We start from the raw sequence: 20,078 nt of genomic DNA on the forward strand, positions 1-20,078 counted from the left end.
ACCCCCGCCTCGATCCGGCCCCGGGCCCTGGTCGGCCGAGCGCTCGAAGACACCGCCCCGCCTGGCGTGGGGCCGATGGCGTGTACGCCGCGAAAGGTCAAACATGTCCGACACATCCCCCGCTTCCAGCCCAACCGGGCGGACTCGCAAGTCCCGGCTCCTCACCGGAGCGCTCGCTCTCGTGACCGCGCTCGCCGGCTCGGTGACCGCCCTGGCGCCGGCCTCCCCGGCCGCCGCCGCGGTCCTGCCCAACGGCTTCAAGAGCGTCGGCTACATGCCCTCGTGGGCCGGCAACGTGGCGAACATCCAGTACAACAAGTTGACCCACATCAACTACTCGTTCGTACTGCCCAACTCCAACGGCAGCCTCCAGGCGGTCGACCAGCCCGGCAAGCTCCAGCAGTTGGTCTCGCTCGGGCACGCCAACAACGTCAAGGTGCTGATCGCGGTCGGCGGCTGGAACGACGGCAACGACTCCGCCTTCGAGGCGCTGGCGGCCAACTCCGGCACCCGTACGACGTTTGTCAACAACATGGTCAACTTCGTCAACCAGTACGGCCTCGACGGCGTCGACATCGACTGGGAGTACCCCGACCCGGGCACCTCGGCCAACAACTACACCCTGCTCATGTCTCAGCTCAGCACCGCGATGCACAGCCGCGGCAAGCTGCTCACGGCCGCCGTCGTCTCGGGTGGCGGCACCGCCAACGGCATCCAGCCGGCCGTCTTCGGCTACGTCGACTTCCTCAACATCATGTTGTACGACGGCGGTGAGCCGCACGCCAACTACGACTGGTCGATCAGCAACGCCCAGGGCTGGAAGAACCGCGGCCTGCCGGCGAGCAAGACGGTCCTCGGGGTGCCGTTCTACAGCCGCCCCGGTTACCTCACCTACACCCAGCTCGTCGCGCTGGACCCGGCGAACGCCAACCGGGACTGCACCACCGCCAACGGTGCCCAGCAGTGTTACAACGGCATCCCGACGGTGAAGCGCAAGACCCAGTGGGCCCTGGCCAACGCCGGCGGCATGATGAACTGGGAGCTGTCCCAGGACACGAACACCTCGACCTCGCTGGTCAGCGCGATCTACGACACGGTGATGGGTGGCACCACGCCGCCGCCGACCGGCCGTACCGGCCAGATCACCGGGTTGGCCGGCAAGTGCATCGACATCGCGGCGGCCAGCACCGCCAACGGCGCCGCCGTCCAGCTCTACGCCTGCAACGGCAGCAACGCCCAGCGGTGGACGGTCAGCACCGACGGCACCATCCGGGGCCTGGGCAAGTGCATGGATGTCACCAGTGCCTCGACCACCAACGGCGCCAAGATCCAGATCTGGGACTGCAACGGCAGCGGCGCCCAGATCTGGCGGAGTCAGAGCAACGGCACGCTGATCAACCCAGCGTCCAACAAGTGCCTCGACGTCACGGACAAGAACTCCGCCGACGGCACCCGGCTCCAGATCTGGGACTGCTACAACACGAGCAACCAGATCTGGCAGCTCCCCTGACCTGACTGAAGGAAGGCCCCGCTCGGCGGAGCCCCGGTCGACCCCGAACAGGTCGACCGGGGCTCCGCTGCTTCCCGGTTCGCCCGGTGGTCAAGTCGGGTTGTGGCGGAGCCGGCGGCGCCTCTAGTGTGCTGCTTCGAAGCGGGCCAGGTAGTAAGCGGAGGGCGGCGACCAGTGACAGCGACCATCGAGGACGCCACCCGAGGAATAGCCGTACCAGCGGCCACCGCGACAAAAACGGGCAAACCAGCGAACCAGCGACTGTACGTGCTGGACCTGTTGCGCTTCTCCGCCGCCATAATGGTCCTCGGCTACCACCTGATCCCGATCGTGGAGTTCGTTTACGGCGTCGACGCCGACGCCTACTTCGGTCGCCTGATCGCCCAGGGCTTCCGGTACGGCTGGATGGGCGTACACCTGTTCTTCATCATCAGCGGGTTCGTCATCTGCATGAGTTCCTGGGGTCGGTCCGCCAGTGAGTTCTTCATCTCCCGGGTCACCCGGCTCATGCCCGCGTACGTCCTGGCGGTGCTGCTCACGACGGCACTGCTGACGCTCTGGTGGCCCGCCGCGGAACGGCCGTCGCCGGTCGCCGTACTCGCGAACCTCACCATGGTGCAGGGCCTGCTCGGCGTCCCGAACATCGACACCGTGTACTGGACGCTGCTCGTGGAACTGAAGTTCTACCTGCTCTTCGCGATCGTGGTACGGCTCGGCCTGACCTACCGACGCGTGGTCGCCTTCTGCCTCCTCTGGACGACCGCCTCGCTCCTCGTACAGGTCAAGAACATCGGGATTCTCTCCACCGTTCTCGAACCGACCTACACCTACTTCTTCGTCGCCGGCATCGTGCTCTACCTGATGCACCGGTTCGGCCCCAATCCGCTCCTGTGGGGCATGCTCGTGGCGTCGTGGATATTCAGCACGAACTCGCTGCGGATCGTGTTCGCCGAACACCAGGTGCCGATGCGGTTCAACGTCGCACTCGTGCTGCTGACCGTGTTCTTCGCCGTCATGACGGCCATTGCCCTCGGGTGGTTCTCCTGGCTGCGGTGGCGCGGGTCGACGACGATCGGCGCGCTCACGTACCCGGTCTATCTGGTCCACTTCTTCCTCGCGTACGCGATTCTCCGGAAACTGCACGGACGCCTCCCGGACGCGGTCCTGCTGGTGTTGACCGTCGCGACCGTCCTCGCCGTCGGGTACGTCATCCACCGCCTGGTCGAACAGCCGGTGGGCCGCGCCCTGCGGACGTCGCTGCGCCGGGCCTTCGCCGACATCCGCCGGGCGGACGGCGTGGAGCCGGAACGCCGCACCGACGAGCCGGTGGTCGCCGGCCGGGGGGCCGGTCCCTCGACCTTCACCGGCTCGTTCGACGGGGCGGACCAGCTACCGGAGCGCGCCGACTAGAACCGAGGCGGTGTGCCGGAAGGTCTGTTCCGGCGGCCCGGTCAAGACGCACAACGGGCCGGAGCCGTGGGATTTTCCCTGGCTCCGGCCCGTTGTCGCCGCCGGTAGGGGCACCGGCGGCCGGGAATCAGCCGGTCACGGCGTCGTGCCAGGTGTTCGGCTGGCCGACGGTCGCGAAGACCAGACCGTCGGCGATCTTCCGGATCTCCGCGCCGGACAGGGTGCTCGACTGGTCGTGCACCTCGACGTAGTAGCCGCTGGCACCGATCGGCAGGTCGCAGAAGAACTGCCCCTCCGGGCAGGCCGGCGTCACCGGGTGCGGGTACGGACCCTCGGTGCCCGACGGCGCGACCATGATCTGCACGGTCGGCGTCGTCCCGTCCTCGAAGTTGAGCGGTGCGGTCAGCGCGTCGAACGAGGTGCCGGTACGGACCAGCACCACCCGGGAGATCGCGTCGTCGCCGAGGATGAGGTTGTGGCTGCCCGCCGCCACCAACCGCCACCCCGCCGGCACGTAGGTGATCTCGTACGGCGTCCGGACCGGCGCCGGTGCGGCGGTCCGGAAGGCGTCCGCCAGTTGCCGGATCGCGGTGACCGGCAGGCTCCGCTGGCCGATCCCGTGCGCCTCGATGACCGCCCAGGCGTCGTCGCCGTACTGCCAGGCGACGGCGGGAGCGGAGATGGGCTTGGTGATCACCTCACGGCTGTTCGGGTCGCCACTGCCCACCCTGATCTTCCGCGGCAGCTCCGTCTGGAAGCCGGGGCGTCCGCCGACGGTGATCGGCGTGCCGGCGCGGAACAGGTCCGGCCGGAAGACCCCCGGACGGTAGACCGTCATCGTGCCGAGGTGGTCCTCGATCGGTGGACCGTCGCCGACGTACACGTTGTCCTGGAAGATCATGGAACTCTGGTATCCGGGGGTGGCCATCGACGGGTCGGTGACCCGGAAGTCGCCGACCCGGTAGCCGGCGAACGTGTACGTCAGCGGCGTCGGCCCGGCGGTGGCACTCCCCGCCCCCGCCGCGGCGAGCCCGGCATCCGCCGTGGTCACCGGCGCACGGACGGGGGTCGCGGTGCCCGTCTGGGAGACGAGGGCCACGGCTACCGCGACGACCGCGAGGCCGCCGGTCGCCCCGGTCCACTGCCCGAACTTCCGCCGGCTGCGACGCCGACGTCCGGCCGCGACGATGTCGTCAACGGTGTACGGCGCGCCCGGCTGGTCCGACTGCGCGGTGGTCAACAACTGGTGCAGATCGCTTGTCATTCTCTCCGTCTCCTTCCCCTGTAACGAACGTGACGTCCTGCGCGGACAAGACCGAGCGCAGGGTCGCCAGACCCCGCGCGGTCTGACTCTTGACCGTCCCCGGACTGCGCCCGATCACCTCGGCCACCTCCTCGACGCTGAGCTGCTCGAAGAAGCGCAGCACCAGCACCGCGCGCTGGCCCGGTGGCACCCGGCGCAGCGCGGCCTGGATCCGGAGTCGCTCGGCGACCACGTCGGACCGGTCGGACTCGGCCTGCTCCACCACTGTGTGGCCGGCGGAGCGCTCCCGTCGCCAGGGCCGCCGCACCTCGTCGATCGCGGCCCGGACGACCATCCGGTACGCGTAGCTGTGCGGCGAGCTGACCCGGCCCCAGCGCGTGTAGAGCTTGGTCAGCGCGTTCGAGACCGCATCCTCGGCACGGTGCCAGTCACCGCACGTGAGGTACGCGACCCCGCGCAACGAGTCCATCCGCGCGGCGACGAACTGCCGAAAGTCCTCCTCGTCCTGCTCTCTCACCCGTCCCGGCTCCTTTCGTCGCCCATAGACGGGCCGGTGTGGCCGGGTGGTTGCACCAACCGGGGAAAAAGTTGGCGAACCCGGTCTACGGGTGCTCGGGCGCGAGCTTGGCCCGTACGGACAGTCCGATGAGCTGGTTGACCAGGGCTTCGCGGAGGTTGTGCGGGAAGGAGACCTCGGCGGGTGGGGCACCCAGCTCGGCGGTGACGGTGGCGACGGCTTCGGTGGGGGCCACGTAGGGCCAGAGGCCGGCGACGATGACAAACGCCGCCCCGGCGAAGTGCGCGGCGGCCGGGCGACCCAGGTGGGGCAGTTGTGCCCGGACGAGGTCGGTGAGGCGGTCGGTGTTCGCGGAGGCCCGGCGTTTGAACGTACGGGCGAAGTCGAGCGAGATGTTCCGTTCCAGGGTGCCGGCCATGGTGCTGATCAGTTCGCAGAGCAGGGGCTGTTTCGACAGCGAGTCGGCGATCAGGGTCGCGACCCGGGTCTCCCGCTGGTACGGCGCCGGGTTCCCCGGTTCGACGACCGTCCCCAACTCGACCTCGATACTGTCGAGCCAGGTGGTCCAGGTGGCGTCCAGCACCTCGAGGAAGATCGCCTCCCGGCTGTCGAAGTAGCGCAGGACGTTGGACTTCGCCAACCCCACCCGATCGCTGAGTTCCCGCAGGCTGATCTCCACCACGGGTCGTTCGGCGAGCATCGCCGCGGCCGTGTCGAGGATGGTGTTCCGACGGAGTTTCACCTGCTCCGGACGGCGTGCCCGCTGGAACCCGACCACCTCGTCAGCCATGCCACCCAGGCTAGCAGACCCCCGGTCTCTTGTTAACAGACCACTGGGTCGTTACAGTTTGGCGACAGCACCCGCAACGGCTCGGAGGGATCCCATGCCTCGCACGACACCGGACATCAACGTCGCCGACCTCACCGGCAAGCTCGCGGTCATCACCGGCGCGAACAGCGGAATCGGATTCGGCCTGACCGGACGGTTCGCCCGTGAGGGCGCCGAGGTGGTACTCGCCGTGCGGAACCGGGAAAAGGGCGACGCTGCCATCGACAAGATCCGGGCCGAGGTGCCGGACGCGCGGCTGAGCCTGCGTCACCTCGACCTCTCCTCACTGGCGAGCGTCGCCGCCCTCGGTGCGGAACTGAACACCGAGGGCCGCCCGATCGACTTTCTGATCAACAACGCCGGGATCATGACCCCACCGAGGCGGGCCGAGACCGACAACGGGTTCGAGCTCCAGTTCGGCAGCAACTATCTCGGCCACTTCGCCCTGACCGGGCACCTGCTCCCCCTGCTCCGGGCCGCCGGCACCGCACGGGTGATGACGATGAGCAGCCTGACCAACCGGTGGGGCCGGTTCGACTTCGACGATCTCCAGAGCGAACGGGCCTACCGGCCGGCGCGAGCGTACGGGTTGTCGAAGCTCGCCACCCTCGTCTTCGCCCGGGAACTCGACCGGCGCAGCAGGGCCGGACGGTGGGGCATCCGCAGCAACTCCGCCCATCCCGGCGGTACGGTCACCAACCTCCAGGTCACCGGCCCGACCCACGGCGGCGCGTCGGCACGGCTCGGCACGGCGGTCAACCGGGTCGCCTACCGCATCCCCTGGATGTGGCAGCAGATCCCCACCGGCATCCTGCCCGCCCTCTACGCCGCCATCAGCCCGGACGCCGAGGGCGGCGGTTACTACGGGCCCGACGGGATCTTCGAACTCACCGGCGGCCCCGCACCGGCGAGGATCCCCCGCCGGGCACTGGACACCGACGACGCGGCCCGTCTGTGGGACGTCTCGGAGCAGCTCAGCGCGGTCAGCTACCCGAAGGTCCACCAACCCGCCTGACCCGGCACAGGACGCCGGCCGGTGGGCGGCCCAACGTCCGTACGGGTCCTGGCTCGTTGGGACTGGGACATCGCCGATCGGTGAGGGGGCGCCGTGCACGTCTTCGGCATGGCCGCCCCGTGACCGGTGCCGGGGAGGCCGGCCTGCTCCGTGACGCGGAGAGTTCACAACGGGCCACGTTCCTCGAACTCTTCTTCGACCTGGTCTTCGTCTTCGCGCTGACCCGGATCTCGCAGCGGCTGATCACCGACTTCAATTCCGAGCGGCGGATCCTGCTGTCCGAGGCCGGCCAGACCCTGCTGCTCTTCCTGGCCCTCTGGCTGATCTGGACGTTCACCTCGCTGGTCACGAGCCGACTGGACCCGGACCAGCCGGCGATCCAACTCGTGGTGGTCGGCACCATGTTCGGCGCGATGGTGATGGCGGTCGCGGTGCCGAAGGGCTTCGGCGAACGGGCGATCATCTTCGCCGGGGCGTACATCACGGTCCAGATCGGCCGTACGGTGTTCCTCTTCTTCGCCCACCGGGCGGAACGCGACGTCGGGGTCCGGGTGTCGGTCTGGCTCGGCCTCAGCGCGGTGCCCTGGCTGCTCGGCGGGGTCGTCGACGACGTCACCGTACGCGGGGTGCTCTGGACCATCGCCATCCTGATCGACTACGGCGGGGCGATCACCGGCTGGCCCCTCCCGGTGCTGGGCCCGGCCCGCACCACCGAGGTCCCGATCGCCGGCGAGCACCTGGCCGAGCGCTACCAGCAGTTCCTCCTGATCACCCTGGGCGAGTCGATCCTGGTGATCGGGCTGACCTTCAGCGGGTCCAGCTTCGCCATCGACCGGACCACCGCGTTCCTGGTCGCGTTCCTGACCAGCGTGCTGATCTGGCGGGTCTACTTCCACCAGGCCGGTCACCTGCTGCCGCTGGCGATCACCACGGCCCGGCAGCCGGGCCGGTTCGGACGGTCGATGTCCTTCTCGCACCTGTTCATGATCGCCGGCATCGTCCTCACCGCGGTCGGTTACGAGCTTTCCATCGCCCACCCGCTCGGGCACACCACGCCGGTCTGGCTCTACACGATCCTCGGCGGTCCCGCGCTCTTCCTCGCCGGCCGGTCCCAGTTCGAATACCAGGTGTTCGCCCGGGTGTCCTGGTCCCGCATCGGCGGGCTGATCGCGCTGGTCCTGCTGGTGCCGGGCCTGCTGCACGTACCGCCGCTGGGGGTCAGCGCCGCCGCCGCGGGCGTACTGGCCGGGGTGGCGATCGCCGACGCGCTCCGGTCGCGCGGCCGGACCGTGCCGGAAACCCCCACCCCACCCACCTGACGGTCGCCCGATCCACCCGGCGACCCATCCCGGCCTCGCCGAGTACCCGCGGATTCTCGGTCCGTCCACCCCGGTCACGTTCCGGGCGCCCCGCCCGTCCCGACGGGTGTGTGCGAACCACCAGGAGGAAGAGTGCTGAAATCGATCCTGTCAGTCCGCGACGGCTCCGACCGGGGCAGGCGATCATGAGTGCCCGTGGTTGGCTCCGGGCGGGCCTGATCCTCCTCACCGTCGGCGAGGGCCTGATCGGCGCCACCCAACTGCTGCTGCCGAAGGTCTTTTACGACGACTTTCCCTGGCCGGGGCACCCGTGGGTGTCGTTGCTGCCGCCGTACAACGAGCACCTGATGCGGGACGTCGGCACGGGCACCCTCGCGTACGTCCTCGTGCTCGGTGTCGCGGCCGTGACCATGGAACGCCGGCTGGTCCGTACGGCCCTCGGCGCCTACCTGGTGTTCGCGGTGCCGCACCTGATCTTCCACACCAACCATCTCGCCCACTTCCCGCCGGTCGACGCGGTCGCCCAGACCGTCGCGCTCGCCGCCGCGGTGGCCATCCCGATCGCGCTGCTGCTGCTCACCGGCACCCTGGCACCGGCGAACCCCACCGAACCCGCCGCGCCCCGGCAACCGTCGAAGTGGCGCCTGCGCTGACGGTCCCGACCGCCGCCGGCGTTGGACAGCCCCGATCGGGGATGGTCGTCGACCGCCACTACCCCCGCGCCCGAACCGGACGCGGGGGCATGACCCGAGGACGTACCTCAGCGTGTCTGGCTGAGGACGTGCTGGGCGAGCAGTTCGCCGTGCTTGCCGGCGGAGGAGTGGCCCGCCTCCAGTTGCTGCTTGGCCAGGTCGCGCAGCTCGGCCATCGCGGGGTTGGACTCCGCCAGGGTCAGCTCGACCTCGCTCACGTGCAGGTCCAGCCCGAGCAGGTCGCCGAAGATCCGGCGGTAGTAGGGGGTGGCGTGGTCCCAGCCCTCGCGGGGAGTTCCGGGGCCGTACCCGCCGCCACGGGTGGTGACGAGTGCCGCCGGGCGTCCGGCCAGCGGCGGCGTCGCCGCACCCTGGATCCGGGGGTCGGTCAGGAGCAGGTCGATCCAGGACTTCACGTGCTGGGAGACGCCGTAGTTGTAGAGCGGGACCGCGAGCAGGTACGCCTCGGCGTCGAGCAGCTCGTCCACCAGCGACGTGACGAGTGCCTTGGCCCGAGCCTGCTCGTCGGTGCGCTGGTCGGCGGGGACGAAGCCGGCCGAGACCGCCGTGGTCCAGACGTCCGCCGAGATGGGCGACGTGACCAGGTCGCGCCGGACGATCCGGCCGTTCGGGTGGGTGCGGATCCAGGCCTTCTCAGCCGTGTCGGCGACCGCGCGGCTCGTGGACCGCTCGCCAAGGATGCTCGAGTCGAGTCGGAACAAGCTCACTACTACCTCCAGAAGATGTTCTGCGTTGACGATTAAATTAAGCACAGAACATCTCTTCATCCGCCAGGCTGTGACTTATATCATCTCGATTACAACACTATGGCACCCAAGAACATCTTGTTAACAGATTATCTTTCCCGTGAGTACACTGGTCCCGTGCCCCACGATGCAGCTACCGCCCAGCGCGCTCCAGGGTCTGCCGACCGCAGCGAGCAGATCGCTGCCGAGCTGCTCAAGGACGACTTCGGGTGGACCCTCGGGGTGATCCTTCGGCGCTACCTGCGAGCGGTGGAGGAAATCGTCAACGACGTGCCCGGTGGTCCCCGCGGTTACCAGGTCGTCGCCTCGGCGAGCCAGAACCTCGCCATGAACCAGGGCGCCCTGGCCGCGCAACTGGGCATCGACCGGACCGTGCTCACCTACCTGATCGACGACCTGGAGGCCGCCGGACTCGTCTCCCGCCAGCCCGACCCGGCCGACCGGCGCAGCCGCCGGGTGGTCGCCACCGAGGCCGGGCAGACCCTCTGGCAGGACCGGCAGAACGCCTTCGCCAAGGCCGAGGCGGACATCCTCTCGGTCCTCGGCGGCGACCAGGAGACCTTCAAGAGCCTGCTCCAGCAGGTGGCGATCCACGCGGACCAGCTCGACCCGGTCAACAACGCCTGCCAGGTCGTGGAGGAGATCAGCGAAGACCGGGGCCCGCGCCCACGCCGCCACCCCCGCCGCGCCTGACCGGCCCGCCTACAGCAGATCCTCCAGGCTGATCGGCAGCTTGCGGATCCGCCGCCCCGTCGCGTGGTGTACGGCGTTCGCGATCGCGGCGGCGGCACCGACGATCCCGATCTCACCGACGCCCTTCACCCCGAGCGGGTTGACCACGGTGTCGGTGACCTCGATCGTTTCCACCACCACGTCCGGCGCGTCGGCGTTCACCGGGATCAGATAGTCGCCGAAGCTCGGGTTCGCCCACCGGCCCGTACGCGGGTCCATCAGGGTGGCCTCCAGCAGTGCCTGGCTCATCCCCCACAACATCCCGCCCATCAACTGGCTGTGCGCGGTCTTCCGGTTCAGCACCCGACCGGGCGCGAACACCCCCACCATCCGGCGTACCCGGACCAGGCCCAGGTCGGCGTCGACGGCGACCTCCGCGAACTGCGCCCCGAAGGTGTGCATGCCGTACGGGGTGGTCAGTGGCGGCGGGTTCCACACCCCGAGTGCCTCGACGTCGGGTGTCATGCCCCGGGCCAGCATCTCCGCGTACGTCTCGCCGACCTCGGCCCGGTCGTGCAGCCGCATCCGGCCGTCCTCCACCGTCACCGTCCCCGGGTCCGCCCCGTGCAACGGTGACCGCTGGTCGGCGACGGCCCGTGCGATCAGTTGGTGACGCAGCTCGGTGACTGCCAGGTGCACGGCGGCGCTGACCGCGCCGGTGCCGGCGGACCCGACCGCGGCGGTGATGTTCGGCAGGTCGCTGCTGCCACCGACGAACCGGACCCGGTCCACGGGCAGGCCGAGTCCGTCCGCGGCGACCTGCCGCATGGCGGTGGTGACTCCGGTCCCGAACTCCGACACCCCCGCCTCGACCACGGCGCTGCCGTCGGCGTAGAGCCGGGCGCGGGCCCGCTGCTGGTTGGGCGGCACCGCGTGCGGGTACGCCGCCCCGGCCATCCCCGTACCGATCAGCCACTGCCCGTCGCGCCGGGTTCCCGGTGCCCGGTCCCGACCGTCCCAACCGAAGAGTTCGGCGGCCCGCTGGTAACACTCCCGCAGGCCGCTGCTCGACCACGGATTGCCGGTGCTCGGGTCGGACTCGGCGAGGTTGCGCAGCCGCAGCTCGACCGGGTCGATGTCGACCAGCTCGGCCAGTTCGTCCATCGCGCACTCCAGGGCGAACATGCCGGAGGCCTCGCCGGGGGCGCGCATGAAGGTCGGGGTGATGGTGTTGCCCCGGGCGAGGTGGTAGACGCCCTCGTAGTTCGCGCAGTCGTAGAAGATGCCGGGCGACTGGAGCGACGGTTCGGCCCAGTCGTCGAACGGCGAGGTGAGCGAGAGCTTGTGGTGGCGCAGGGCGGTCAGCCGGCCGTCGCCACGGGCGCCGATGGTGATCCGCTGCTCCTGTTCCTCCCGGTGACCGCAGGAGTGGAACATCTGCTCCCGGTTGAGGGCGAGCCGGACCGGCCGTCGCACCTCGCGGGCGGCGAGCGCGGCCAGGGTGACGTGCGGCCAGATCATCGCCTTCGAACCGAAGCTGCCGCCGACGTACTCGCTGATCACCTTGATCTGCCCGGGTGGCAGGCCGAGCAGGTGGGACACGGTCATCTGGGTGGCGGTCGGCCCCTGGGTGCTGTCGTAGACGGTGAGCCGGTCGACGTCGTCCCAGACCACCGTGGTCGCCGACGGCTCGATCGGGTTGTGGTGGTTGGGCGAGAACGCGTACGTCTGGTCGACCCGGTGTTCCGCCCGGGCGAGCCCGGCCTCGACGTCCCCTCGGGAGTTCCGACCCGGCAGCATCCCGCCGAAGATCCGCTGCGGCTCGTACGCCTGGTCGCGTACCTGGTCGAGCACGGTGTGGGCGGGCAGTTCCGCGAAGTCGATCCGGAGCAGGCTGGCCGCGTGTTCGGCCCGCTCGATGGTGTCGGCGACGACGATCGCGACCGGCTGCCCGGCGTAGTGCACCACCTCGTCCTGCATCGGGAAGAAGCTCTCCCCCGGTGCGGCGAGTCCCACCAGCGAGGGCAGCAGGCGCGGCTTTCCGGGGATGGGCGGCAGGTTGAGGTGACTCAGTACGGCGATCAGCCCCTCGGCCCGTTCCGCCTTCCCGGTGTCGATCCCGATCACCCGGCCGCTGGGGATCCGGGCGCCGACGAGGACCGCGTGCACCAGTCCGGGGAGCACCAGTTCGGCGGTGTAGCGGGCCGTACCGCTGACCTTCGCCCGTCCCTCGACCCGGTCGAGGGCGAGACCGATAGTGGGGCTCATGCGGTACCTCCGGTGGCCGTGGCGGTCTGCCAGTTGTCGGCGGTGATCGCCTCCAGGGCGCGCACCATGCTGCGCCGGGCCAGCTCGATCTTGAACTCGTTCATCCCGTACGGGACCGCCGGCAGCAACTCCTCCCGGGCGGCGGCGGTGAAGTTCTCCGTGGTGGGAGGTGCCCCGATCAGCATCCGCTCGGCCTGGCGGGCCCGCCACGGCTTGGTGGCGACACCGCCGAGCGCCAGCCGGATCTCACTGATCGCCCCGCCGTGCAGGTCGATCGCGACGGCGACCGAGACCAGCGCGAACTCGTACGACTCCCGGTCCCGGACCTTGAGGTAGAGCGACCTGGCGGCGGACTTCGTGGCCGGCACCTCGACGGACACGATCAGCTCGCCGTGGTCGAGCGGGTGCTCCCATTCCGGGGTGTCGTCGGGCAGCAGGAAGAAGTCGTCGACGGGGATCGCCCGCTCACCGGAGGCGCTCTGGGTGTGCACCACCGCGTCCAGCGCGACCAGCGCGACGGCCAGGTCGGACGGGTGGGTGGCGATGCAGCGTTCGCTGGTGCCGAGGATGGCGTGCCCCCGGTTGATGCCGTGCAGCGCGGCGCACCCGCTGCCCGGTGCCCGCTTGTTGCAGCCGGCGGCGAGGTCGCGGAAGTAACCGCAGCGGACCCGCTGCATCAGGTTGCCGCCGATGGAGGCCATGTTGCGCAGTTGCGGGGAGGCACCGAGCAGCAGCGCCTGGGAGATGACCGGGAACCCGTGCCGGACCACCTGTGCCTGGGCGACGTCGCTCATCCGGGCGACCGCGCCGATCCGCAGCCCGCCGCCGTCGACCGACTCGACCTGGCGCAGCGGCAGGTCGTTGATGTCGACCAGCCGGCCCGGCTGTTCGACGTAGATCCGGAGCAGGTCGACCTGGGTGGTGCCGCCGGCCAGGAAGGTGCCGTCGGGGTCGGCGCTGACCGCGCCGATGGCGGTGGCGACGTCCGGGACGCGGGAGTAACTAACCGGCCGCATCGCTGCCCCCGGCCATGCTGGCCTCGTGTACCTGGCGGATCGCGGCCCGGATGTGCGGGTACGCCGCACACCGGCACAGGTTCCCGCTCATCCATTCCTTGATCTGCGGGTCGTCCGGTTGGTGTCCCTCGGCGAGGAATGCCACCGCCGACATGATCTGTCCCGGGGTGCAGTAGCCGCACTGGAAGGCGTCCCGTTCGATGAACGCGGTCTGCATCGGGTGCAGTTCGCCGTCGCCGGCGAGCCCCTCGATCGTGGTGATCTCCCGCATCTCGCAGGTGATCGCCAGGGTGAGGCAGGCCAGCACCCGGCGCTTGTCCACCCAGACCGTGCAGGCCCCGCAGGCGCCCTGGTTGCAGCCCTTCTTGGTGCCGGTCAGGTCGAGCCGGTCGCGTAGCGCGTCGAGCAGGCTCACCCGGGGTTCGATCGGGAGCGTACGCGGGACGCCGTTCACCGAGAGCGTGATCATCACTTCTCCCGGGCCGCGTACCACCGCCGTGTCGGCGGTCCCCACCTCTCCGACGTACGACTTCACCGCACACCACCCCGCTTCCGGTCCAGGGGGAGGGTATCCAGAAATCACCTTGTATCGGACAAAAACCTCGAACGCTGTGGGTCCTGTGCGGTCGCCAAGTTCCGGTGGAGGAAGTCGGCACAGGCCTCGACCGCCCGCGAGACATACGGCTCGGTGTCGTACAGGTCGATGTGCCGGTCGGTGTCCAGCCAGACGATCTCCTTCACACCGGTCGCCTGCTCGTACAACCGCGTCGCGAGTTCCGGCCGGCAGTAGTCGTCGACCCGGCCGTGCACCACCAGCAGCGGCGTCGCACCGAGCAGCGGCGCGGCGCCGAGCGCGTCGAAGGTCATCAGCGAGTGCAGTGATCCCCTGGTCACCCGGTTCTCCCAGGACGGCGAGGCGGAGCGGGCGGTGCCGTAGTACGCGTACGGCTCCGCACCGCCCATCGCCGCCTCGCCGCCGTCCGGCGCCACGGCCGGCAGGTACTCGTCGTACCGGTCCAGGAACGAGCCGAGCGCGGACCGGTACCCCCCGATCCCCGACTGCCGCGCGAACCACTCCGGGCTGTTGTAGGCACCCGCGATGCCGACCGCCGCCCGGAGCCGGGAGTCCGCCGCCGCGGCCCGGACCGCGTACCCGCCACCGAGACAGATCCCGACCACACCGAGCCGGGCCGGGTCCACCTCGTCCCGCGCCGCCAGCAAGCCGACCGCCGCCCGCAGATCGGTCAGTTTTCCCTGGCTGTCCTCGTGCCCCCGGCGTCCGCCGCTCTCCCCGAAACCCCGGTGGTCGAATGCGAGGGTGCCGAACCCGGCCTGGGCGAGCCGGTCGGCGTAACCACCCGTGACCTGCTCCTTGACGCCGGTGAACGGGCCGGTGAGAACCACTGCGGGCACCGGTCGATCGGCGACCGGCAACCGCAGGAGGCCGACCAGTTCGATGCCCTCACAGGAAAAACTGACCCGCTCGGTACGGATCTCGATCGGCTCGGACATCCCACTCCCCTGCCATCGGCTAGCGTTGATCCCGACGGTAGGCGCGTCCCGATCCGTTGCCCAGAAGGCACTTTCCGGTGCCCATCCCCTCCGTCCGCCCGCTCACCCGTCGCGCCCGCAGGAGGTAACGATGACCCTGGTGATCCCGGACGTGCTGGTGGAGAGCTGCACCACACGGCAGGCCCTGGAGCGACTCGGCGCCAAGTGGCGGGTGCTGGTGATCTACGGACTGCTGGCCGGCACGCAGCGGCACGCCGAGCTACGCCGCCGGCTGCCCGGAATCACCCAGAAGGTGCTGACCGAGACGCTGCGCGGGATGGAGGCCGACGGACTGGTGCAGCGACGGGTCCTCAAGGACACGGCACCCCAGCACGTGGAGTACGCCCTGACCGAGCTGGGCCAGACGCTACGGGAACCACTCGCCGCGATCTGCGCCTGGGCGACCGAACACGGCAGCGACCCGGCACCGGGGACGGCAGGCGTGGTCGGGCCATGACCGGCCGGCGCTCATCCGCCGCTGCTGCCGGTTCGACGAGGTGTCCCGAGGGGGTGCGGTTTACCGCAGCCGGGCGCTGAGGTTCCACCGCCCAGGAGGGCGGTGCACCTCATGGTGACGCTCAGGATGGCCCCGTACCGTTTTCCGGGTGAATGGAACCTGGGAGTGGAACACCAGCTCGTTGCTCGCCGCCGATCCCTCGCCCGACTCGGGCGGCATCGTGGGCTTCGTGACCGGTCTGATGGAGAAACTCGGTGGTCCGGGTGCCGGTCTGGCGGTGGCCCTGGAGAACCTGTTTCCGCCGATCCCGAGCGAGGTGATCCTGCCGCTGGCGGGATTCACCGCCAGCCAGGGCAACCTGAGCCTGGCCAGCGCGATCATCTGGACCACCATCGGTTCGGTGGTCGGCGCGCTCGCCCTCTACTACGTGGGTGCGCTGCTCGGCCGGGACCGGGTACGCGCGATCGCCGCGAAACTGCCCCTGGTGAAGCTCGCCGACGTGGACCGGACCGAGGCGTGGTTCCTCCGGCACGGGGTCCAGGCGGTCTTCTTCGGCCGGATGATCCCGGTCTTCCGCAGCCTCATCTCCATCCCCGCCGGGGTGGAACGGATGCGGGTCACCACGTTCCTGCTCTACACCGCGCTGGGCAGCCTGATCTGGAACACCGTCTTCGTGATGGCGGGTTACCTGCTCGGCGAGAACTGGCACGTGGTGGAGGGTTACGTCGGGATCCTCCAGAACGTCGTGATCGTGGTCTGCGTACTTGCGGTGGGCTGGTTCGTGACCACCCGGCTGCTCCGGGCCCGGCGCGCCCGACTCTCCCCGGACCAGGTGGACGAGACGGACCTGCCGCAGGCCCGGCCGGCGCCGGACGCGTACGCCGGTTACCCGGCGCCGGACGGGTACCACGGGCAGGAGGCCGATCCGGTCGCCCGCGCCCGCGCCTCCCGGGGCACCCTCTACGGCACCCCGCGCCGGCCGACCGACCAGTGGTGAGGCACCACCGACCGCACCGGTAGACAGTGGACGAGGACGGACGCCGTACGAGCCCCCCGGCCCCGTACGACGTCCGTCCTCCCCCGTTGACGCCGATCAGGCTCCGATCGGTTGTCGTACCCGGTCGTCCTCGTCGTGCGCCTCGCCGTGGGAGAGGGTGGGCAGCCAGCCGAGCCAGACCGGCAGGTACCAGTTCCGTTCCCGGAGCAGGACCATCACCGACGGCAGCAGGACGGCCCGGACGATGGTCGCGTCGATCAGTACCGCGACCGCCAGGCCGAACCCGAGTTCCTTCATCGAGACCAGCGAGCCGGTGGTGAACAGCCCGAACACCGCGACCATGACCAGGGCGGCGCTGGTGATGGTGCCGGCGGTGCCGCGGATGCCCCGAGACACCGCGAGTTTGGTCGGCCAGCCCCGGTCGTGGCCCTCGCGGATCCGGCTCAGTACGAAGACGTGGTAGTCCATCGAGAGCCCGAACAGGATCACGAAGAGGAACAGCGGCACCCAGTTGGTGACCGCTCCGGCCGACTCGAAGTTCAGCACCCCCTCGCCCCAGCCGTGCTGGAAGACCAGCACCAGCAGGCCGTACGCGGCGGCGACGGAGAGCAGGTTGAGCACGATCGCGGTGAGTGCCACCACCAGCGACCGGAACGAGACGAGCAGGAGCAGGAACGCCAGGCCGAGGACGAACGCGAACACCAGTGGGGCGCTGCGTCCCATCGCGGAGTTGTAGTCGACCGAGTCGGCGGCCCGACCGGTCAGCAGGGCCTCGGCACCGTCGACACCCTTGACGGTGCGCGGGATGACGTCCTCGCGCAGGGTGCGTACGGCCTGTTCGGAGGTGGTGTCGATGCCGGTGCCGGACAGTCCGGCGCTGACCACGGCGAGCGTCCGGTCGGGGTTGACCTCGACCGTCATCGGTTCGTGCAGCGCACCGGCGGCCAGGGCCTCGGTCTTGAACCGGTCGATGGCGGCGGTGACCGCCGGGGTGGTCACGTCGTCGGCCCGGACGGCGATCACGGCCGGGTCGCCGCCGCCGGGGAAGGCGGACTCGACCCGGAGGAACGTGTCCAGTGCCGGGGCGGAGGTCTTCAGCGCGGTGATGTCCTCCTCGGCGGTGCGCATGCCGAGTGCCGGCACGGCGAGCGCGAGCAGCGCCGCCGTGGCCAGGACCGCGGAGAGCCCCGGCCGACGCAGCACCGCGTTGAGGAAGCGGGCCCAGCCCCGGCCGTTCGAGTCGCGGCGGTAGAGCCCCGGCACCCGGCCGAGGTCGATCCGGTCGCCGAGCTTGGACAGCACGGCCGGCAACACGGTGAGCGAGCCGAGGGCGGCGATCGCGACCACCAGGATGGTGCCGGTGGCGAGGCTGGCGAAGACGGTGTCGCGGGTCAGGAACATGCCCGAGGTGGCGATGATGACGGTCAGCGCGGAGATCAGCACGGCCCGGCCGGAGGTGGCCGCCGCGATGGCCAGGGCCCGTTCCGGGTCGGCGCCCTTCGCCCGTTCCTCCCGTTCCCGGCGCAGGTAGAACAGGCAGTAGTCGACGCCGACGGCGAGACCCATCAGCAGCATCAGGTGCATCGTGGTGTCGACCGCGGGCACCAGCCGGCTGGCCGCGGCGAGCAGGCCGAGGGACGCCAGGAACGCGGTCAGGGCCAGGCCCATCGGGAGTACGGCGGCCAGCAGCGCGCCGAACGCCACGATCAGGATGCCGAGTGTCACCGGGATGGAGAGCATGGAGAGCCGGTGCATGTCCCCGGCCAGGATCTCGTTGATCGACTTGTCCAAACTGGCGTCCCCGGTCTGGGCCACCAGCAGGTCCGGGTGTTCCCGTTGCACCCCGGCAACGGCGTCGCGTACGGCACCGACCCGGTCGGCGGCGGTGTCGGCGGGCCCGGACAGGTCGAAGGTGACCAGGGCCGAGTGCCGGTCCTCCGAGACCGCGTCGGCGCGTACGTTCTCCACCCGGCCGGTCCCCTCGACGGCGGCGACGGTGGCCGTGACGGCATCGGTGAAGGCGGGTGTGCCGGCGACCTGGGAGTCGCTTTGGATCAGCACCATCTCCCCGGCCCGGTCGGGGAACCCGGCGGCAGCGATCAGTTCGGTGGCGCGGCCGGACTCGCCGTGTCCGTACGAGCTGTCGGCGGCCTGCACGGTGCCGAGCATGGCGCTGAGTGCGGTCGCGACGACCACGAACAGCAGCCAGCCGACGATGGCGGTGGTGCGGTGCCGGGCACTCCATCCGGCGACCCGCGCGGCGAGGTTGCCGGGCCGGTGCCGGCCCGGTCGGGTGTACGGGTCCGGCCGGGGTACCGGCGGCGGGAGAACGGTCGTCGTGGTCATGCTTCGACGCTATGAGCTGGGCGGGCCTCGATCGATCCGGCTCACACCCCGGTTGCGGGTAGGGCTGTCCGGGCCACCGGGGTAGGGCAGACCCGACGACGACATCGTGCCGCTGGACACCTGGCCGCTCAGTAAGGGCTCGATGAAAGAGTTTGGGGTACTTAGCCCACTTCAAGTCCTTAAGGTGAAATCACTCGTGATTGACCGTTCCTTCTGTATGCCGGCGACCGATGGGAGACCCATGCCGCCCCCCAGGCCCACGGGTGCCCGCCGGACGATCGCCGCCGCCGCCCGGACCGCACTGGCCCTGACCTTGATCTTCGCGACGACGGTCGTGATCGTCCTGGTCAGGTCACCCGTGGCGAACGCGCTCACGGTGCCGGTGCCGCTGGGCACGGCCGCCGACTTCGCGGTGCTCGCCGGCACGACGGTCACGAACACCGGGCTCTCGGTGGTCAACGGCGACCTCGGGGTGAGTCCGGGCGCCACGGTGAGCGGATTCCCTCCCGGCGTGGTCAACGGGGACATCCACCCGGACGACGCCGCGGCCATACAGGCCCAGATCGATCTGACCACCGCGTACAACAACGCCGCGGGGCGTACGACCACCGGCACGGTGGCGGAGGACCTCGGCGGAACCACCCTGCCCACCGGCGTGTACGAATCCGTCTCGGGAGCGTTCGAGCTCTCCGGGGCGTTGACCCTCGACGCCGAGGGTGACCCGAACGCCGTCTTCATCTTCAAGGCCGCCTCCACCCTCACCACCGGCACCTCGAGCACGGTCACCCTGGCCAACGGAGCGCAGTCCTGCAACGTCTTCTGGCAGGTCGGCAGCTCGGCGACGCTCGGCATCGACTCCGTACTGCGCGGTGACATCCTCGCGTCCGCCTCGATCAGCAGCGCCGGAGGAGCGGAGGTCGACGGTCGGGCGCTGGCCAGCAGCGGCCAGGTCAGCCTGGACACCACGACGATCACCGCATCGACCTGCGCCGTACCGGGGGAGCTGTCGATCACCGCGCCGGCACCGGTGGACCTGGGCAGCGCCAGCCCCGACGGGATCCTGTCGGACAACCTGGGCCCGGTGACGGTGACGGACGAGCGCCTCCTGTCGGAACCGTCGTGGATCGCGACGGTCGTCGCCACCGACTTCACCAACACCGACGTCCCGCTCGCGACGATCTCGAACGAGTACGTCTCCTACTGGTCGGGAATCGCCGACACCACGGGCGCGGGGACGTTCACCTCGGGCCAACCCACGGAGGACGACGCCGAGATCATCGACGAGGAACGTATCGCCTACACCCTCACCGACGGCGTCGGCAACAACACCGCGACCTGGGATCCGACCGTCACGATCGAGGTACCCCTGTCCGCCATCGCCGGCTCCTACACCGGAACGATCACGTTCTCCGTCGCCTGATCCCCCGAGGCCGCCCGGACCGGGCTGC

Annotated in this window: 17 protein-coding genes and 1 pseudogene; 9 read left to right on the plus strand and 9 right to left on the minus strand. The window is 70.0% G+C overall.

Annotation, left to right across the window (positions count from 1 at the left end; genetic code table 11):
• Nucleotides 1–103 precede the first annotated feature (103 nt).
• Complete coding sequence (locus ACWEFB_RS26310) at nucleotides 104–1,510, plus strand: glycosyl hydrolase family 18 protein (protein ID WP_452289540.1); 1,407 nt, start codon at nucleotides 104–106, stop codon at nucleotides 1,508–1,510.
• 174 nt (nucleotides 1,511–1,684) lie between these two features.
• Nucleotides 1,685–2,920, plus strand: a complete 1,236-nt coding sequence (locus ACWEFB_RS26315; RefSeq protein ID WP_452289542.1) for an acyltransferase family protein — start codon at nucleotides 1,685–1,687, stop codon at nucleotides 2,918–2,920.
• Between the two features lie 127 nt (nucleotides 2,921–3,047).
• Here ACWEFB_RS26315 and ACWEFB_RS26320 read toward each other — a convergent pair whose 3' ends face one another.
• The 3 genes from ACWEFB_RS26320 to ACWEFB_RS26330 all read right to left on the minus strand — a co-directional run bounded on the left by ACWEFB_RS26320 (nucleotide 3,048) and on the right by ACWEFB_RS26330 (nucleotide 5,491).
• Nucleotides 3,048–4,184, minus strand: coding sequence for a hypothetical protein (locus ACWEFB_RS26320; RefSeq protein ID WP_452289544.1), 1,137 nt, complete (start codon nucleotides 4,182–4,184; stop codon nucleotides 3,048–3,050).
• A complete protein-coding gene (locus ACWEFB_RS26325) occupies nucleotides 4,114–4,701 on the minus strand; it encodes a SigE family RNA polymerase sigma factor (RefSeq protein ID WP_452289546.1) in 588 nt (195 codons plus the stop codon). The genes ACWEFB_RS26320 and ACWEFB_RS26325 overlap by 71 nt, the downstream gene beginning before the upstream one ends.
• Before the next feature lie 85 nt (nucleotides 4,702–4,786).
• On the minus strand, nucleotides 4,787–5,491 hold the full coding sequence (locus ACWEFB_RS26330; RefSeq protein ID WP_452289548.1) for a TetR family transcriptional regulator: 705 nt from the start codon (nucleotides 5,489–5,491) through the stop codon (nucleotides 4,787–4,789).
• A gap of 94 nt (nucleotides 5,492–5,585) precedes the next feature.
• Here ACWEFB_RS26330 and ACWEFB_RS26335 point away from each other — a divergent pair, with 94 nt between their 5' ends.
• The 3 genes from ACWEFB_RS26335 to ACWEFB_RS26345 all read left to right on the plus strand — a co-directional run bounded on the left by ACWEFB_RS26335 (nucleotide 5,586) and on the right by ACWEFB_RS26345 (nucleotide 8,517).
• Nucleotides 5,586–6,545 carry an SDR family oxidoreductase gene (locus ACWEFB_RS26335; protein WP_452289550.1) on the plus strand — a complete coding sequence of 320 codons (960 nt, stop codon included), beginning with the start codon at nucleotides 5,586–5,588 and terminating at the stop codon, nucleotides 6,543–6,545.
• 119 nt (nucleotides 6,546–6,664) lie between these two features.
• Nucleotides 6,665–7,864 (plus strand): low temperature requirement protein A, encoded by a 1,200-nt coding sequence (locus ACWEFB_RS26340; protein WP_452289552.1) that lies wholly within the window; start codon nucleotides 6,665–6,667, stop codon nucleotides 7,862–7,864.
• A 185-nt stretch (nucleotides 7,865–8,049) separates the two neighbouring features.
• The gene (locus tag ACWEFB_RS26345; protein WP_452289554.1) at nucleotides 8,050–8,517 is read left to right on the plus strand and encodes a hypothetical protein; all 468 of its coding nucleotides are present in this window, start codon (nucleotides 8,050–8,052) and stop codon (nucleotides 8,515–8,517) included.
• Nucleotides 8,518–8,624: 107 nt separating this feature from the next.
• On the opposite strand, the gene ACWEFB_RS26350 is transcribed toward ACWEFB_RS26345, so the two are convergent.
• Entirely contained in the window at nucleotides 8,625–9,284 is a 660-nt protein-coding gene (locus tag ACWEFB_RS26350) for an FMN-dependent NADH-azoreductase (RefSeq protein WP_452289556.1), read from the minus strand.
• A 156-nt stretch (nucleotides 9,285–9,440) separates the two neighbouring features.
• On the opposite strand from ACWEFB_RS26350, the gene ACWEFB_RS26355 reads away from it, so the two are divergent.
• The gene (locus ACWEFB_RS26355) at nucleotides 9,441–10,016 is read left to right on the plus strand and encodes a MarR family winged helix-turn-helix transcriptional regulator (RefSeq protein ID WP_452289558.1); all 576 of its coding nucleotides are present in this window, start codon (nucleotides 9,441–9,443) and stop codon (nucleotides 10,014–10,016) included.
• A 9-nt stretch (nucleotides 10,017–10,025) separates the two neighbouring features.
• Here the strand turns inward: ACWEFB_RS26355 and ACWEFB_RS26360 are convergent, their stop codons facing one another.
• The 4 genes and pseudogenes from ACWEFB_RS26360 to ACWEFB_RS26375 form a co-directional block, all read right to left on the minus strand.
• Nucleotides 10,026–12,263 (minus strand): xanthine dehydrogenase family protein molybdopterin-binding subunit, encoded by a 2,238-nt coding sequence (locus tag ACWEFB_RS26360; protein ID WP_452289560.1) that lies wholly within the window; start codon nucleotides 12,261–12,263, stop codon nucleotides 10,026–10,028.
• On the minus strand, nucleotides 12,260–13,279 hold the full coding sequence (locus tag ACWEFB_RS26365; RefSeq protein ID WP_452289562.1) for an FAD binding domain-containing protein: 1,020 nt from the start codon (nucleotides 13,277–13,279) through the stop codon (nucleotides 12,260–12,262). Before ACWEFB_RS26365 ends, ACWEFB_RS26360 begins: the two co-directional genes overlap by 4 nt.
• 5 nt (nucleotides 13,280–13,284) lie before the next feature.
• A pseudogene (locus ACWEFB_RS26370) lies at nucleotides 13,285–13,748 on the minus strand ((2Fe-2S)-binding protein); the annotation flags it as partial.
• A gap of 110 nt (nucleotides 13,749–13,858) precedes the next feature.
• Nucleotides 13,859–14,791 carry an alpha/beta hydrolase gene (locus ACWEFB_RS26375; RefSeq protein WP_452289564.1) on the minus strand — a complete coding sequence of 311 codons (933 nt, stop codon included), beginning with the start codon at nucleotides 14,789–14,791 and terminating at the stop codon, nucleotides 13,859–13,861.
• 130 nt (nucleotides 14,792–14,921) lie between these two features.
• On the opposite strand from ACWEFB_RS26375, the gene ACWEFB_RS26380 reads away from it, so the two are divergent.
• Both ACWEFB_RS26380 and ACWEFB_RS26385 read left to right on the plus strand, forming a co-directional pair.
• Nucleotides 14,922–15,287, plus strand: a complete 366-nt coding sequence (locus ACWEFB_RS26380) for a winged helix-turn-helix transcriptional regulator (RefSeq protein ID WP_452289566.1) — start codon at nucleotides 14,922–14,924, stop codon at nucleotides 15,285–15,287.
• A 181-nt stretch (nucleotides 15,288–15,468) separates the two neighbouring features.
• Complete coding sequence (locus tag ACWEFB_RS26385; protein ID WP_452289686.1) at nucleotides 15,469–16,284, plus strand: DedA family protein; 816 nt, start codon at nucleotides 15,469–15,471, stop codon at nucleotides 16,282–16,284.
• A 96-nt stretch (nucleotides 16,285–16,380) separates the two neighbouring features.
• Here ACWEFB_RS26385 and ACWEFB_RS26390 read toward each other — a convergent pair whose 3' ends face one another.
• Complete coding sequence (locus ACWEFB_RS26390) at nucleotides 16,381–18,630, minus strand: MMPL family transporter (RefSeq protein ID WP_452289569.1); 2,250 nt, start codon at nucleotides 18,628–18,630, stop codon at nucleotides 16,381–16,383.
• A gap of 241 nt (nucleotides 18,631–18,871) precedes the next feature.
• On the opposite strand from ACWEFB_RS26390, the gene ACWEFB_RS26395 reads away from it, so the two are divergent.
• The gene (locus tag ACWEFB_RS26395; RefSeq protein WP_452289571.1) at nucleotides 18,872–20,050 is read left to right on the plus strand and encodes an ice-binding family protein; all 1,179 of its coding nucleotides are present in this window, start codon (nucleotides 18,872–18,874) and stop codon (nucleotides 20,048–20,050) included.
• The last annotated feature ends 28 nt before the right edge of the window (nucleotides 20,051–20,078 follow it).

The organism is Micromonospora sp. NPDC004704, from assembly GCF_053601675.1.